Origin of the sequence: Flavobacterium sp., assembly GCF_032153895.1 — a bacterium.
In the GTDB taxonomy this organism is placed as follows: domain Bacteria; phylum Bacteroidota; class Bacteroidia; order Flavobacteriales; family Flavobacteriaceae; genus Flavobacterium.
The window spans coordinates 17,537-32,511 of sequence record NZ_JALDYN010000024.1 but is presented as its reverse complement, the minus strand read 5'-3'; the positions used below and the strand labels follow the sequence as shown (position 1 = coordinate 32,511).

General features: G+C 35.6%; 15 protein-coding genes. 5 read left to right on the top strand and 10 right to left on the bottom strand.

The annotated features are described in order from the left end of the window. Window positions 1-125: 125 nt before the first annotated feature. Both RUH60_RS08940 and fabG read right to left on the bottom strand, forming a co-directional pair. Entirely contained in the window at window positions 126-2,153 is a 2,028-nt protein-coding gene (locus tag RUH60_RS08940; RefSeq protein WP_313807506.1) for a hypothetical protein, read from the bottom strand. 9 nt (window positions 2,154-2,162) lie between these two features. Next, window positions 2,163-2,909, bottom strand: coding sequence for a 3-oxoacyl-[acyl-carrier-protein] reductase (gene fabG / locus RUH60_RS08935; protein ID WP_313807504.1), 747 nt, complete (start codon window positions 2,907-2,909; stop codon window positions 2,163-2,165). Between the two features lie 336 nt (window positions 2,910-3,245). Here fabG and RUH60_RS08930 point away from each other — a divergent pair, with 336 nt between their 5' ends. From RUH60_RS08930 to RUH60_RS08915, 4 genes are read left to right on the top strand one after another with little or no spacing between them, the layout of a single operon-like run. Continuing rightward, complete coding sequence (locus tag RUH60_RS08930) at window positions 3,246-3,629, top strand: hypothetical protein (RefSeq protein WP_313807502.1); 384 nt, start codon at window positions 3,246-3,248, stop codon at window positions 3,627-3,629. A gap of 1 nt (window position 3,630) precedes the next feature. Then, entirely contained in the window at window positions 3,631-4,395 is a 765-nt protein-coding gene (locus RUH60_RS08925) for a polyphosphate polymerase domain-containing protein (protein ID WP_313807500.1), read from the top strand. Continuing rightward, on the top strand, window positions 4,382-5,017 hold the full coding sequence (locus RUH60_RS08920) for a DUF4956 domain-containing protein (RefSeq protein WP_313807499.1): 636 nt from the start codon (window positions 4,382-4,384) through the stop codon (window positions 5,015-5,017). Before RUH60_RS08925 ends, RUH60_RS08920 begins: the two co-directional genes overlap by 14 nt. After that, window positions 5,010-5,744 carry a DUF2490 domain-containing protein gene (locus RUH60_RS08915; RefSeq protein ID WP_313807497.1) on the top strand — a complete coding sequence of 245 codons (735 nt, stop codon included), beginning with the start codon at window positions 5,010-5,012 and terminating at the stop codon, window positions 5,742-5,744. Before RUH60_RS08920 ends, RUH60_RS08915 begins: the two co-directional genes overlap by 8 nt. A 31-nt stretch (window positions 5,745-5,775) precedes the next feature. On the opposite strand, the gene sucD is transcribed toward RUH60_RS08915, so the two are convergent. The 8 genes from sucD to RUH60_RS08875 all read right to left on the bottom strand — a co-directional run bounded on the left by sucD (window position 5,776) and on the right by RUH60_RS08875 (window position 13,231). Beyond that, window positions 5,776-6,648: a succinate--CoA ligase subunit alpha gene (sucD, locus tag RUH60_RS08910; RefSeq protein ID WP_313807495.1), complete on the bottom strand. Its 873-nt coding sequence runs from the start codon at window positions 6,646-6,648 to the stop codon at window positions 5,776-5,778. Between the two features lie 106 nt (window positions 6,649-6,754). Further along, window positions 6,755-7,117, bottom strand: a complete 363-nt coding sequence (locus RUH60_RS08905; RefSeq protein WP_313807493.1) for a nuclear transport factor 2 family protein — start codon at window positions 7,115-7,117, stop codon at window positions 6,755-6,757. Continuing rightward, the gene (locus RUH60_RS08900; RefSeq protein WP_313807491.1) at window positions 7,107-8,048 is read right to left on the bottom strand and encodes a UDP-3-O-(3-hydroxymyristoyl)glucosamine N-acyltransferase; all 942 of its coding nucleotides are present in this window, start codon (window positions 8,046-8,048) and stop codon (window positions 7,107-7,109) included. The genes RUH60_RS08905 and RUH60_RS08900 overlap by 11 nt, the downstream gene beginning before the upstream one ends. Before the next feature lie 80 nt (window positions 8,049-8,128). Next, window positions 8,129-8,695 carry an elongation factor P gene (gene efp, locus RUH60_RS08895; RefSeq protein ID WP_313807489.1) on the bottom strand — a complete coding sequence of 189 codons (567 nt, stop codon included), beginning with the start codon at window positions 8,693-8,695 and terminating at the stop codon, window positions 8,129-8,131. Window positions 8,696-8,731: 36 nt separating this feature from the next. Continuing rightward, on the bottom strand, window positions 8,732-9,520 hold the full coding sequence (lpxA, locus tag RUH60_RS08890; protein WP_313807487.1) for an acyl-ACP--UDP-N-acetylglucosamine O-acyltransferase: 789 nt from the start codon (window positions 9,518-9,520) through the stop codon (window positions 8,732-8,734). A 10-nt stretch (window positions 9,521-9,530) separates the two neighbouring features. Beyond that, window positions 9,531-10,919, bottom strand: a complete 1,389-nt coding sequence (locus RUH60_RS08885; protein ID WP_313807485.1) for a bifunctional UDP-3-O-[3-hydroxymyristoyl] N-acetylglucosamine deacetylase/3-hydroxyacyl-ACP dehydratase — start codon at window positions 10,917-10,919, stop codon at window positions 9,531-9,533. Between the two features lie 17 nt (window positions 10,920-10,936). Next, window positions 10,937-11,965 (bottom strand): UDP-3-O-(3-hydroxymyristoyl)glucosamine N-acyltransferase, encoded by a 1,029-nt coding sequence (gene lpxD, locus RUH60_RS08880; protein ID WP_313807483.1) that lies wholly within the window; start codon window positions 11,963-11,965, stop codon window positions 10,937-10,939. Between the two features lie 30 nt (window positions 11,966-11,995). Then, entirely contained in the window at window positions 11,996-13,231 is a 1,236-nt protein-coding gene (locus RUH60_RS08875; RefSeq protein ID WP_313807481.1) for an HD domain-containing protein, read from the bottom strand. A gap of 147 nt (window positions 13,232-13,378) precedes the next feature. Here RUH60_RS08875 and RUH60_RS08870 point away from each other — a divergent pair, with 147 nt between their 5' ends. Next, window positions 13,379-14,932, top strand: coding sequence for a bifunctional response regulator/alkaline phosphatase family protein (locus tag RUH60_RS08870; protein WP_313807479.1), 1,554 nt, complete (start codon window positions 13,379-13,381; stop codon window positions 14,930-14,932). Window positions 14,933-14,975 lie beyond the last annotated feature (43 nt).

Genomic DNA, 14,975 nt, shown 5'->3' with positions numbered 1-14,975 from the left:
GCACTGCTTTGTTTTTAAATAAAATTCCTGCTAACAAAATTCCAAAACCGAAAATTGTTCCGATGATAGGAAAATGGTTGAAAACCATGTGTAAATGTGCGTCATTCATAAAGTATAGTTTTAGTTTATAAGAGTCCGTTGTACTTTCGGATAAACCATTCTGCGGCTAATGATGCGATCAAAAGAACCAAGAGCCAAACCCAGTCAATTAATGGCACTTGTCTGATAATCGCTTTTTCAACCGGTTTGTAGGATTCATTTTTAGAAAGGAAATCCATTAACTGATTCATCTGATTTGGAAAATAAACTTTTCCGTTGATATTGGAAGCTAGCTGATTCAAGCGTTCCAAATCCGGATTGATGAACTGTTTTTCAATTTCAAAATCAAGCACCTGAAAACTACCAGAATATTGCGTTTTCGAGTTGTTTTCCTTCACCGTAAAACTGTAATCGCCATGCGTTAAACCATCTAAATTGACTTTATACTCATTACTTCCTTTTAAGAAATCAAATGATTTTACGGCTTTTGTTTGATTATTTTTTATTTGAATGGTTAATCGGGCATTTTCATCAAACTCATAATTTTTATTGAAGAATTGGGCTGTTATTTCAATCGTTTCACCTGAATTATAAAAACTTTCATGAGAAACCACCAATGATTTTTTCGCCGAATTACTCGCTAAATACTGAACGGTTTTATCAATGAAAATATCAAAGTCTGTGAATGATTTCGTTTTTAAGTGCGATTCCATGCGCCATTTCCAGATATTTTCCCCAAAAAGAAATGCGGTTCGTTTCAAGCCGTTTTCCGAAAAAGAAAGCAATGGATTATTCGTTGAAATATTCTGAATCTTTGACTTTAAAAGGGAATTAGTATTCTCTTTCAATGTAATTGTTCCGAACGGATGTTCTAAAGGCGGAAACTGTTCAAAACCAATATCGTCCAAAGCAAAAGCATTAAACTGCGAATTAAACTCCGGAATATAATTTTCTTTAGAGCCGGAAATCTTAAAACTCACCTGATTGTAATATTGACTTAAAAGATTAAAATCGGTGTTCAAACCGGTGATGATAAAGCTGTTCAATTGTAACTTTGCATTTTGTTCTAAAACTGATTTAAACTGAGCATCAGGTTGATACAAAATCAAAACATTGTAATTTTGCAACGATTTGATTTCGTTTGGTTTAACAATAGTTACTTTACGTTGTTGATTAGCTTCAATCGAGCGTTTTAAAGCGCCTAAATCCGGATGATTAATGGATGAAATCAAAGCAATTTCAGAACGCTGATCGATTACTTCAACAGCAAAATTCTTCTCGTTGTTGTATTTGTTTTTTTCTGTTTCCGAAGATGATAAAACTGCTTTATAAGTTTGTACTCCAACTTTATCCGCCGGAAGCAAAACTGAAACAACCTTAGCTCTGTTTGATGGAGAAAATGAAACCTGTTGTTTGTGAATTGTTCTGCTCCCCTGTTGAATACTGAAATTTGCAGTGATTGGTTTTTTACCACTGTATTGCAAAAAGACTTCAACCGGAAATTTATTTTTTAAGAAAGCGTACTTATTTACATTTAACTGATTGATTTTCAAATCTAAAAATGTTGTCGTATCACCCAAAACAATCGGATAAACTGTTGTATTTTGCTGAAAACTGTAGACATAATCACTACCAATAGTCTGATTTCCATCAGTTAACATTACAACCGGGTAATTTTGGTTTCGGTAAAATTGCTTCAGATTTTGAGCAACCTGATCGATGTGCGTTTGCTTCCCTTTAAAATCCAATTCGTTACCTGACTGAAAATCAGCATCAAAACGATACAATTGTACATCGTATTTATCTTTCAACACTTTGTTTTCAGAAAGTTGTTGTGAAAGTTCTTTTTCCAAAACATCTTGACCTAATTCTTTAACTGACAAGGAATTGTCAAGCAAAATTGGTAAGGGTGTTTTGACAACTTCAAATGTTTTTCTGGAAATTATCGGATTGATTAGCAATATGAAAATCGCCAAATACGATAGAAAACGTAAAAAAGCCAAAAGACGATTCACTTTGGAACCGCTTTTGGCTTTGTATAAATATTGAAAAAAAGACAAACCAGCAGCAACGACAACCGATAACAGTAAAAGTAGAATGGTGCTAGTAGTCATTTTTCAGTATTAGGTTAGCATTCCGCCGTCAACGTTTAGTACTTGTCCAGTTACGTATGCACTCATGTCGCATGATAAGAAAACACAAGCATTAGCAACATCTTCCGGAGTTCCCCCACGTTTTAAAGGAATGTTTTCTCTCCAACCTTTAACCACATCTTCGTTCAATTTTGCAGTCATTTCCGTTTCAATAAAACCTGGCGCAATAACATTACAACGAATGTTTCTTGAACCTAATTCTAGAGCTACCGATTTAGAAAAACCGATAACCCCTGCTTTAGAAGCTGCATAGTTCGTTTGTCCGGCATTTCCTTTCACACCAACAACAGAACTCATGTTGATAATAGAACCAGCACGGTTTTTAAGCATAATCTTCTGAACCGCTTTTGTCATGTTGAAAACCGACTTTAAATTCACGTCAATCACACTGTCGAAATCTTCTTCGGAAATACGCATTAACAAGTTATCTTTAGTGATTCCGGCGTTATTGATTAAAACATCTACGTTTCCGAATTCTGCAATAACATCATCAACTAATTTTTGAGCTTCGTTGAAATCTGCAGCATTTGACTGATATCCTTTAGCTTTAACACCTAAAGCGCTCAATTCATTTTCCAATTCCTGAGCCGCAGCCGCAGATGAACTGTAGGTAAAAGCTACATTAGCTCCGTTTTTTGCGAATACTTCAGCAATACCACGTCCGATACCTCGGCTTGCTCCGGTAATTATGGCTGTTTTTCCTTCTAATAATTTCATATTCTGATTCGTTTGTTTAGTTTAATTTCGTAAAAACAAATATATCATATTCTACAGGAACTCACGAATTAGTCTGAAAGATTTTTTCCACATAAAATTCAGTTTTCATGTTAAGTATTTTTAAATGAATTGTTAGCTAATAATTAAGCAAATATGTTTTTAAACGTTTATTTCTCCATTTGAAAGGAAAAATTGACAGCTTTGGTTTAAGAATATTAAATTTGAACATAATTCCACAAACAAATTAATTTTCTGATTTACCACAACTTATCATCAGAAAATCACACTTAACCCATCGGATTTTGATTAACAGTTTTGTAAACAATAATTCGGGTTATGAAAAAATATCTAATTCTATTTATCACTTCATTTTGCCTATTGTCTTGTTCTAAAGATGAAGGTTATGGAGGTTTGGCATCCATTAGCGGGAAAGTTTTCGCGAAAGATTATAATTCATCCGGTGTATTAGTCAGCGAAGGCTATATAGCAGGAATGAAAGTATATATAAGCGCTCACGATGGCGGGGCTTTTTATGATGATGTAGACACGTATCCGGACGGTAGCTTTAAATTCAATTTCCTTCACGAAGGCGAATATGATGTTTGGGTAGTTGGCGATTGCGACTACTGCCCTTGGGATCAGACCTATGTTTTAAAAACCATAAAAGTCAGTTCTAAAAAAGAAAATGTTGTTGTTGAAGATTTTATAGTTTCCATTTAAGATGATTGAAAATTACAGTAAATTATTATCCAATTTCAAACCTATTTCTATTGACGAAATGGAGAATGTCGCTTTGTGCAATCGCGTTGACAGCAAATTCATCATGACAGTTGGCGATTTACAGATGATTTTCCCTTGTCTTTTAAGCAATTATTACATATTGGATATCAGCGGACAACGCATTTTTTCTTATGAAAACAACTATTTTGACACACCTGATTTACAGTTTTACAAAGATCATCACAATGGTTATGTGAATCGGATTAAAGTTCGTTCCAGAAAATATGTAGAAAGTGATTTGTGCTTTTTTGAGATTAAAAAGAAAGAAAAAATCGAGCGAACCAACAAGCTGCGGGAGAACATTCCTGATATGATTAATGAAATCGACAGTGACCGAAAAAGCATTATTCAATATTATTCCAGACGAAAAATTGATGAGTTGGATTTTATCCTTCAGAATAACTTTCATCGCATGACTTTTGTAGATTTTCAGCATACAGAACGCGTTACCATCGACATTGATTTATCGTTTGAAGACGAAAACAAAAGCGTTTCCTTTGGCGATATTGCTATCGTAGAAGTAAAACATTCTAAAAATAGTATTACCTCTCCTCTTGCCTATTGCCTGAAAGAACATCATATCCGAAAACAAGGCATGAGCAAATATGTTTACGGAGTAATTACGCTGAAACAAAACGTAAAAACAAACAATTTCAAACCGCTTTTAAGCAAACTAACCGAGTTAAGAAGTCATGGAACTAGATGAAAACATAATTACAACTCTTAGCTCCGGAAATCTTATCACCAGAGCAATTATAGACCTTGTAGCCATTTTGATAATGGTCTGCATCTATTATCCGAAACACAAGAACAAAGATTTTATCTTTACATTCTTCCTGTTTAACGTTGTAAATTTTATGATTTGCATTTTGTTGGCTTCTGCTAAAATTAAAATCGGATTTGCGTTTGGATTGTTTGCCATGTTTTCCATTATTCGGTATAGAACTATTGCCATTTCCATTAAGGACATGGGTTACTTCTTTGTGTGTGTGGCTTTAGCGATGCTGAATTCCCTTGCCGCGGTTGATGACAAATACATTATTTTAATCATTTGTAATGCACTTGTTTTGTTTTTGGCATTCTTCCTTGAACGTTTAAGCTTTTTAAAGAATGAGAATGCTAAAGATATTGTATACGATAAAGTTGAACTCATTAAACCGGAACTACGCGACGAATTATTACTTGATTTAAATGAACGAACTGGACTTAATATTCACCGAATCGAAATTGTATCCATTGATTACCTGAAAGATGTAGCCGTTTTAAAAGCATTCTATTATGCTAAAGAAAGTGAAAATCATCTTCCAAATTCCAAAGACAATGATTAAGCTGCGTTTTGTAATAGGACTTTTGTTGATTCCTGCATTGCTCTTATGTCAGGAAAACACCGATGTTCAATTACGGATGATTCCTTCAGTTAGTTATAAGTTCACAAAGAAATGGGAAGTTGTTGCAACCTATCGCTATGATTTAAGAAATGACATTCAGGAGTTTAAATCAAGTATGGTTCAGGGCGAAATTCGCTATAGTATTTCAAAAAAGTTTCGTTTAGAAACAGGATATCGCTTTAGAACTTCGTTTGAAAATGATCAGCACCGAATTTTTGGCGGATTGCGTTTCGATCAGGAAATTATTGATGGTTTGAAAATTTTTCTTGCTACAAAATATCAGTTTTCAACCGGAAGCTTTGACAAAGAATATATGGCGGTTTTCAATCGTCCGAATCATGTTTTACGGGAAGATTTAAGTTTTGAATACACTATCCCAAAAACTAAACTCTCAGTTAATGTTGGAACCGAATTTTTCATCAAACAGAATAACGACAATAAAGATTGGGAATTGAACCGGATTCGTTCATCCTTCGGAATTGACAATAAGTTTAAATACGGGAACTCAGCCGGAATTGGTGTTTTTTATGATGACAGAACTAAGCCTAATAAAGACGATAGAATTGTTTTGGTTGTCAAATACAATCTTTCTATTGATGATTTGATTAAGAAAATCAAAAAGGAAAAACGTCAGAAAGAAGAAAAAAATAAGCCCCACGAAATGTAGGGCTTTATTATATCTTAAAAGTGGTTGAAGATTATCCTAAAACCTCTTTTACTTTTTTACCGATTTCAGCAGGAGAATCAACTACGTGAATTCCATTCTCTCTCATGATACGTTTTTTAGCTTCAGCAGTATCATCTGCACCACCAACGATAGCGCCAGCGTGACCCATTGTACGTCCTTTAGGAGCTGTTTCACCAGCGATGAAACCTACAACCGGTTTTCTGTTTCCGTCAGCTTTCACCCATTTAGCAGCATCCGCTTCTAATTGACCACCGATTTCACCAATCATGATGATTAATTCAGTTTCTGGGTCATTCATTAATAATTCAACCGCTTCTTTAGTAGTTGTTCCGATGATTGGATCTCCACCGATTCCGATAGCTGTTGTAATACCAAAACCTTGACGAACTACCTGATCAGCAGCTTCATACGTTAAAGTACCTGATTTAGAAACGATACCCACTTTTCCTTTTTTGAAAACGAAACCTGGCATGATACCAACTTTAGCTTCTTCCGGAGTAATTACACCTGGACAGTTAGGACCTACTAAACGACAGTCTCTTGTTTGGATGTAATCGTATGCTTTAATCATGTCTGCAACAGGAATTCCTTCTGTAATACAAATGATTACTTTGATTCCGGCATCAGCAGCTTCCATAATCGCGTCAGCAGCAAATGCAGGCGGAACGAAAATGATTGACGTATCAGCACCAGCCTGAACAACAGCATCTTTAACGGTGTTGAAAACCGGACGATCTAAATGCGTAGAACCACCTTTTCCTGGCGTTACACCACCAACAACGTTAGTTCCGTATTCAATCATTTGAGAAGCGTGGAAAGTTCCTTCGCTTCCTGTAAATCCTTGTACAATTATTTTAGAATTCTTATTAACTAAAACACTCATGATATAGTTTTTTATGTTGTTTTTAAAATTTGCATTGCAAAAATAGACTTTTAGCCGCAATAACTAAAAAATTTTGCAATAAAGTTTTGAAGTTTTTTATCGGATTTTAATCCAGTTGACTCATTTGATAACCACGGAATAATTTACCGTCGGCAACTTCCCAAATTGTAATAAAATAAGCCAGAATTTGTTCTTCGGTTGGTGTTTCAATCGGTGTTACAAAGTAGGCAAAACGTACCGTAACCGAATTTCCTTCTTCCAAAATATGAGAAAAAGCAACTCTTGAAGAAGTATAGGAACGATTCAGTTCTTTTGACAATTCCATCAAATCGGTTTTGTCCATTTTAAGAAAGCCTTTTGTACTGTGCCAATGAAATTCCAAATCGTCATCCAAAAACTCCTGCATTACTTCTTTATTGCGAAAACCATCGGATTGATAAAACCGTTCAACTAATTCTTTAGCCGTCATTTTTATTTAATTTGTTTAGTATTTCTGGAATTTTTTTGATGTTAGCCAACTGCTTTAACTTTTCTCTGGATTCTTCGATTGGTGTTCCGAAATAAGTTTTACCGCCTTCGATTGATTTGGTTACACCGGTTTGGCCCATAACGACAGCCTTTTCACCGATGGTAATTCCGCTGGTGGTTCCAACTTGTCCCCAAAGGGTTACTTCGTCTTTTATGACTACGCAACCTGCAATTCCGGTTTGCGCCGCTATCAGACATTTTTTACCGATTACAGTATCGTGACCAACATGAACCTGATTATCCATTTTGGTTCCTGCACCGATTGTTGTGTCGCCAGTAACACCTTTGTCAATCGTACAAAGCGCACCAATTCCGACATTATCTTCAATGATTACACGTCCGCCAGATAACAACTGATCAAAGCCTTCCGGACGTTTCTTGTAATAGAAAGCATCGGCGCCGATAATAGTTCCAGCGTGAATAATTACATTATCACCAATTACAGCATTATCATAAATCGAAACATTCGAATGAATGATACAATCTTTTCCGATAACAACATTATGTCCGACAAAACAATTCGGCTGAATTACTGTTCCTTCTCCAATTTGAGCAGAAACCGCAATCGAAACATTAGCAGCTGTAAAAGGTTTGAAATGACGTGTCAGTTTATTGAAATCACGAAACGGATCATCTGAAATAAGCAATGCTTTTCCTTGTGGACAATCCACTTTTTTATTGATTAAAACAATTGTTGCAGCAGATTCTAAAGCCTTATCGTAGTATTTGGGGTGGTCTACGAATACAATATCTCCGGGTTCTACGACATGAATTTCATTCATTCCATGTACTGGAAACGAAGCATCGCCAACATACTCACTCTGGATTATGTCGGCGATTTCTTGTAAGGTATGTATTTTAGGAAACTTCATATAGTTAGTATTCAGTTATCAGTTATTAGTAATCAGACAGATGAACTGCGGTCTGAACACTGAAAACTGCGTACTTAAAATTACTCTTTTACACGCTCCATGTAAGAACCGGTAGCTGTGTCAATTTTAATTTTATCGCCTTCATTGATAAACAAAGGCACGTTGATTTGCGCTCCCGTTTCAACTGTTGCAGGTTTTGTTGCGTTTGTAGCAGTATTTCCTTTAACACCTGGTTCAGCATAAGTAACCTCCAAAACAACAGAAGCCGGCATATCTACAGACAAAGGCATTTCAGTTTCAGCATTAATCTGAACCATTACATTTGTTCCTTCTTTCAATAAATCCGGAGCATCTAAAATATCTTTGTTTAAGGAAATTTGCTCGAAAGTTTCGTTGTTCATGAAATGAAAATCAGCTCCTTCTGCATATAAATACTGAAAAGTATGCGTTTCTACACGAACCACATCAATTTTATGTCCAGCTGAGAAAGTATTGTCTAATACTTTTCCGTTGGTTAAGCTTTTTAATTTTGTTCTAACGAAAGCCGGTCCTTTTCCGGGTTTTACGTGTAAGAACTCAATGATTTTGTAAATATCGTGGTTAAATTTGATACATAATCCGTTGCGGATATCTGATGTAGTTGCCATTATAAATGTTTTATTGAATGTTTGTTTTGTTTTTACTTAAAATCCGCCGCCGGTATAGCCTTTCATAATTCCTCGAGAAGAATTACGAATAAACATAATGATTTCGTCGCGTTCTGGCGTTGCTTCCATTTCGGCTTCAATGATGCTTAAAGCTTGTGTGGTGTTATAGTTTTTCTGATACAAAATTCGGTAAATATCCTGAATTTCACGAATTTTCTCCGGAGAAAAACCTCTTCTTCTTAATCCTACCGAATTGATTCCCACATAGGAAAGCGGCTCTTTTGCAGCTTTGGTAAATGGCGGAACATCTTTTCGAACCAACGAACCACCAGAAATCATAGCGTGATCACCAATATGAATAAACTGATGTACTGCAGCCAATCCTCCGATTACAGCAAAATCACCAACAATTACGTGACCTGCCAAAGCTACACCATTTACAATGATTGCATTATCACCAATATGACAATCGTGCGCGATGTGTGCAGTAGCCATAATTAAACAGTTTTTTCCGATTTTGGTTTGACCAGAAGCAACAGTTCCTCTGTTAATCGTAACACACTCTCTTACAGTGGTATTATCTCCAATTATTGCAAGTGATTCTTCACCACCAAATTTCAAATCTTGAGGTACTGCCGAAATAACAGCTCCCGGAAATATATTGCAGTTCTTCCCTATTCTGGCACCTTCCATAATAGTAACATTGGAGCCAATCCAAGTTCCCTCACCAATTTCAACATTGTTATGGATGGTTGTAAAAGGCTCAATCACTACATTTTTAGCGATTTTAGCACCTGGGTGAACATAAGCTAACGGTTGATTCATAAACTTTTATTTAGTTCTTTTTTGCAATTTGCGCCATTAATTCGGCTTCTGTAACTAATTTACCATTCGCGTATGCGCTTGCCTGCATGTGGCAAATTCCGCGACGAATCGGGGATAATAACTCTAATTTAAAAATTAAAGTATCACCTGGTAAAACTTTATGTTTGAATTTAACATTATCAATCTTCATGAAATACGTCAGATAATTTTCAGGATCTGGAACTGTACTTAAAATTAAGATTCCTCCTGTTTGTGCCATAGCCTCAATAATCAAAACACCTGGCATAACTGGTGCTCCCGGAAAATGCCCAACGAAAAACTGTTCGTTCATGGTAACATTTTTCAATCCTACCACATGTGTATCAGACATTTCCAAAATCTTATCTACCAAAATGAACGGATAACGGTGAGGTAACATCGCCTGAATCTTTGTCACATCCATTAACGGTTCCTTATGCAAATCATATACTGGAACATGATTTTTTTGCTCGTTTTTGATAATCTTCGACATCTTTTTAGCAAACATTGTATTTACAAAATGACCCGGTTTATTCGCAATAACCTTCCCTTTGATTCGGGTTCCGATTAAGGCTAAATCTCCAACTACATCAAGTAATTTATGACGTGCCGCTTCATTCGGATAATGCAACGTTAAATTATCCAAAATTCCGTTTGGTTTCACACTGATGGAATCTTTGGCGAACGCTACTTTCAAACGCTCCATAGTTTCAGGTGAGATTTCTTTATCAACATAAACAATAGCATTGTTCAAATCTCCACCTTTAATTAAACCGTGTTCCAACAAACCTTCTAATTCATGTAAAAAGCTGAATGTACGACAATTAGCGATTTCAGATTTGAATTCCGAAACTGATTTCATGGTAGCATTTTGCGTTCCTAAAACTTTAGTTCCGAAATCAACCATAGCGGTAACTTGGTAATCATCCGAAGGAATCACTGTGATTTCGCTTCCAGTTGCTTCATCAGTAAAAGAAATTACTTCTTTCACTACATAAACGTTACGCTCAGCATCTTGCTCCTCAACACCTACTTTTTCAATTGCTTCCACAAAATATTTGGAAGAACCATCCATAATTGGCGGCTCAGAAGCATTCAATTCAATGATTACATTATCCACATCACAACCTACAAAAGCTGCCAAAACGTGTTCTGAAGTTTGGATTTTAACTCCCAATTTTTCAAGATTCGTTCCGCGCTGTGTAGTTACTACGTAGTTTGCATCCGCTTCAATAACAGGCTGTCCTTCTAAATCTACACGAACAAAGGTAAATCCGTTATTTACAGGAGCCGGTTTGAAAGTCATTTTTACAGTCTGACCCGTATGCAATCCTACTCCTTCTAATGTAATCTCACTTTTAATGGTTGTTTGCTTAACCATGATTTTTGTATTTAATTTTAGTTTGTTTCGTTTTTAGCTTTCTTCAATTGGTGTAAATCGTCAACAATTTTAGGCAAATTCTTGAAATGAACATAAGATTTGTTGAAATCTCCATAACCAATTGCCGGGCTTCCTTGAATGGTTTCACCGTCTTTAATACTTCTTCCAACGCCGGATTGTGCCTGAATTCGAACATTATCTCCAATCGTGATATGTCCGACAATTCCAACCTGACCGCCAATCATACAGTTTTTACCGATTTTAGTTGAACCTGCAACACCTGTTTGTGAAGCAATTACAGTATTCTCACCAATTTCAACATTATGAGCGATTTGAATTTGGTTATCCAATTTCACTCCTTTTCGGATAATTGTCGAACCTAAAGTCGCTCTGTCAATGGTTGAGCAAGCGCCAATTTCAACATTATCTTCAATGATAACATTACCGATTTGTGGTACTTTAGTATACGTTCCGTCTTCTTGTGGCGCAAAACCGAATCCGTCTGAACCTACAATCGTTCCGGAATGAATGGTGCAATTTTTGCCAATTTCCGATTCAGAATAAATACGAACTCCAGCAAATAAAACTGTTCCGTCGCCAATGGTTACATTATCACCTACAAAACTATTCGGATAGATTTTTACATTTTCCCCGATAGTTACATTTTTTCCGATATAACAAAAACTTCCCAAATACAGATTTTCACCATACGTAACTCCCTCTGAAATAACCGAAGGTTGCTCAATACCGGATTTCATCAGTTTCACCTGATTATAATATTCCAATAATGTTGAAAACGATTTGTAAGCATCTTCAACTTTTATTAATGTAGTTGAAATAGCTTGTTCCGGTTCGAAAGTATTGCTGACAATCGTTATGGTAGCTTGGGTAGTATATATGAAATTCAAGTACTTAGGATTAGCCAAAAAAGTTAAAGAACCTTCTGTTCCTTCCTCAATTTTAGCCAGTTTATGAACTTCCGCCAAAGGATTTCCTACGACTTCACCTCCTAATATACCTGCTATTTGTTCTGCTGTAAACTTCATCCCTGCAAAAATATAAAATTTAATTAAATTTTAACTTTCCAACAACACTTTTGGAAAGCAAATAAAATATTTAGTAACGGGTTTTGACAGTGCTTTTAAATGCAATTGATCTGAGGCTTCCACCACATCTTCGATGGTTCTGTCTTTTTTCAAAATATGAATCGGTTCGCTGGATTTATTGTAAGCCTGATTTTTCAGTTTTCCTTTAAACACAAAATACTCAGCTTCTTTTTCTGATAGTTGATACTGATTCATATAACGAGATTTCAATTCCGATAATTGTGTTTTATCGACTTTCTCTTCCATCATTTGAATCTTTAACAAATCACGATTGATAATCATTCCGCTTAGCGTTGACAACACATAATCTTCGTGAAATTGCCAAGATTTGATAGCGCTAACAATGTCGAAATCATCCAATAAAGCAAATCGGTTTAAAATGTCTGCATTGAAATCTTCCAAAGAAATTTTATGTTGCATGAAATACTGCAAAGGTTCACTCGCCTGAAGTATAATCCCTTTTTGCGTAAATTCTTTGGCACGTTTTAAGATTTTGGTTAGAATCAATTCTGCCACAACACTGGTTTTATGTAAATAAGCCTGCCAATACATCAATCGTCTGGCAACCAGAAACTTTTCAACTGAGTAAATCCCTTTTTCTTCTATAACTAATACATCGTTTTCTACATTCATCATTTGAATTAAACGCTCAGAATTGATATTTCCTTCGGCTACGCCGCTGTAAAAACTGTCGCGCTTTAAATAATCCAACCTGTCCATATCCAACTGACTGGAAATGAGTTGCAACATAAATTTTCTGTGATAATCACCTTTGAATATTTTAATTGCTAATGATAATTTTCCATCAAATTCCTCATTCAGCTGATTCATGAACAACTGCGAAATTTCTTCATGATGCACATCTTCCACAATGCTGTGTTCCATCGCGTGTGAAAATGGACCATGGCCAATATCATGCAACAAAATCGCAATGTAAAGTGCAGTTTCTTCATCTGTAGATATTTCAACTCCTTTAAAGCGTAATGTTTGGACGGCTTTCTGCATCAAATGCATACACCCCAAAGCATGATGAAAACGCGTATGATGCGCACCTGGATAGACTAAATACGACATTCCCATCTGAGAAATACGTCGTAATCGCTGAAAATAAGGATGCTGAATTAAATCGTAAACTAAAGTATTAGGAATGGTAATAAAACCATAAATAGGATCGTTAAGGATTTTAAGCTTGTTAATCTGGCTCACTTAATAATGTATTTACTACAAATATAACTATTTTTAACTTTTATAAAAGTAATGATTCTTCAAGTGTAAAATCAGATTATTTACAATAATTTTAACGGCTGTCCGTTGATTAAATTTTAAATTGCAACATAATTAGACTTAAGAGATATGAGCCAAATAAAAATACTTTGGGTTGATGACGAAATCGATTTGTTAAAACCACACATCTTATTCCTTGAAAAGAAAGGATATCACGTTACAACCTGCAATAACGGGCAGGATGCTATTGACTTGTTCGACGACGATAACTTCGACATAGTTTTTTTGGATGAAAATATGCCCGGTTTAAGTGGCTTGGAAACTTTGTCTGAAATTAAAGAAAAAAAATCTGCCACTCCGGTAATCATGATTACTAAAAGTGAGGAAGAATATATTATGGAAGAAGCCATCGGTTCTAAAATTGCCGATTATCTTATCAAACCGGTAAATCCAAACCAAATTTTATTGAGTTTGAAGAAGAACCTCGACCATTCCCGCTTGGTTTCCGAAAAAACAACTTTGGATTATCAAAAAGAATTCCGAAAAATCGCAATGGAAATGGCGATGGTTAATTCCTATGAAGATTGGGTTGAGCTGTATAAAAAACTACTGTTTTGGGAAATCGAACTGGAAAATATCGAAGACCAAAGTATGGTGGAAATTTTAGAAAGCCAGAAGCTGGAAGCCAATTCGCAATTCGGAAAATTTATAGAGAAGAACTATGAAAAATGGTTTGGTTCGGAAGACAATCGCCCAATTCTATCGCATGAAATTTTCAGAAAGTTAGTCGTTCCGGAAATCCGTAAAAAAGACAAACCAATTCTTTTTGTTGTCATCGACAATTTGCGTTACGATCAATGGAAAGCCTTTGAAAGCGTGGTGAACAACCATTATAAATTAGATAAGGAAACGAGCTACTACTCTATTCTACCAACCGCCACTCAATATGCTCGAAACGCTATTTTTTCAGGTTTGACACCATTGGAAATGGAGAAAAACCATCCGCAATATTGGAAAAATGATGTGGATGACGGCGGAAAAAACCTTTTCGAAGGTGAATTTCTAACTGAACAACTGAAACGTTTACGCATAGACATCAAACAGGAATATTATAAAATTACCAATTTCAAAGACGGTAAAAAATTAGTTGATAATTTTAAAACTTTAAAAAACAACGATTTAACTACGGTAGTTTACAATTTCGTGGACATGCTTTCCCATGCCAAAACCGAAATGGATGTGGTGAAAGAATTGGCTTCCAACGACAAAGCTTATCGTTCGCTTACGTTGAGTTGGTTTAAAAATTCTCCGTTGTTGGAAATTATTCAACAGGCGCAGCAATTAGGTTTTCGATTGATTTTAACAACAGACCACGGAACCATCAACTGTAAAAACCCTTCGAAAGTAATCGGCGATAAAAACACAAGTTTGAATCTTCGCTACAAAACCGGAAGAAGTTTAACCTACGAAGACAAAGACGTTTACGCTGTAAAAGATCCTAAAAAAATCGGGTTACCTGCTATCAACATGAGTAGTTCGTTCATTTTTGCCAAGAATGATTTATTTTTGGCATATGTCAACAATTACAACCATTATGTGAGTTATTATCGTAATACCTATCAGCACGGCGGGATTTCGTTAGAAGAAATGATTATTCCATTTTTAGTGTTTGAACCGAGATAAATCAAGTCTTTATAACTGATTTTTAGAATTGTAGGAATTAATC

Excerpts from the sequence above, each read along its gene's own strand:
- RUH60_RS08870 (WP_313807479.1), top strand. The coding sequence starts at position 13,379 with ATGAGCCAAATAAAAATACTTTGGGTTGATGACGAAATCGATTTGTTA.
- RUH60_RS08885 (WP_313807485.1), bottom strand. The coding sequence starts at position 10,919 with ATGGTTAAGCAAACAACCATTAAAAGTGAGATTACATTAGAAGGAGTA.
- fabG (WP_313807504.1), bottom strand. The coding sequence starts at position 2,909 with ATGAAATTATTAGAAGGAAAAACAGCCATAATTACCGGAGCAAGCCGA.
- RUH60_RS08940 (WP_313807506.1), bottom strand. The coding sequence starts at position 2,153 with ATGACTACTAGCACCATTCTACTTTTACTGTTATCGGTTGTCGTTGCT.
- sucD (WP_313807495.1), bottom strand. The coding sequence starts at position 6,648 with ATGAGTGTTTTAGTTAATAAGAATTCTAAAATAATTGTACAAGGATTT.
- lpxD (WP_313807483.1), bottom strand. The coding sequence starts at position 11,965 with ATGAAGTTTACAGCAGAACAAATAGCAGGTATATTAGGAGGTGAAGTC.
- RUH60_RS08905 (WP_313807493.1), bottom strand. The coding sequence starts at position 7,117 with ATGACGGCTAAAGAATTAGTTGAACGGTTTTATCAATCCGATGGTTTT.
- lpxA (WP_313807487.1), bottom strand. The coding sequence starts at position 9,520 with ATGAATCAACCGTTAGCTTATGTTCACCCAGGTGCTAAAATCGCTAAA.
- RUH60_RS08900 (WP_313807491.1), bottom strand. The coding sequence starts at position 8,048 with ATGAAGTTTCCTAAAATACATACCTTACAAGAAATCGCCGACATAATC.
- efp (WP_313807489.1), bottom strand. The coding sequence starts at position 8,695 with ATGGCAACTACATCAGATATCCGCAACGGATTATGTATCAAATTTAAC.
- RUH60_RS08930 (WP_313807502.1), top strand. The coding sequence starts at position 3,246 with ATGAAAAAATATCTAATTCTATTTATCACTTCATTTTGCCTATTGTCT.
- RUH60_RS08920 (WP_313807499.1), top strand. The coding sequence starts at position 4,382 with ATGGAACTAGATGAAAACATAATTACAACTCTTAGCTCCGGAAATCTT.
- RUH60_RS08925 (WP_313807500.1), top strand. The coding sequence starts at position 3,631 with ATGATTGAAAATTACAGTAAATTATTATCCAATTTCAAACCTATTTCT.
- RUH60_RS08915 (WP_313807497.1), top strand. The coding sequence starts at position 5,010 with ATGATTAAGCTGCGTTTTGTAATAGGACTTTTGTTGATTCCTGCATTG.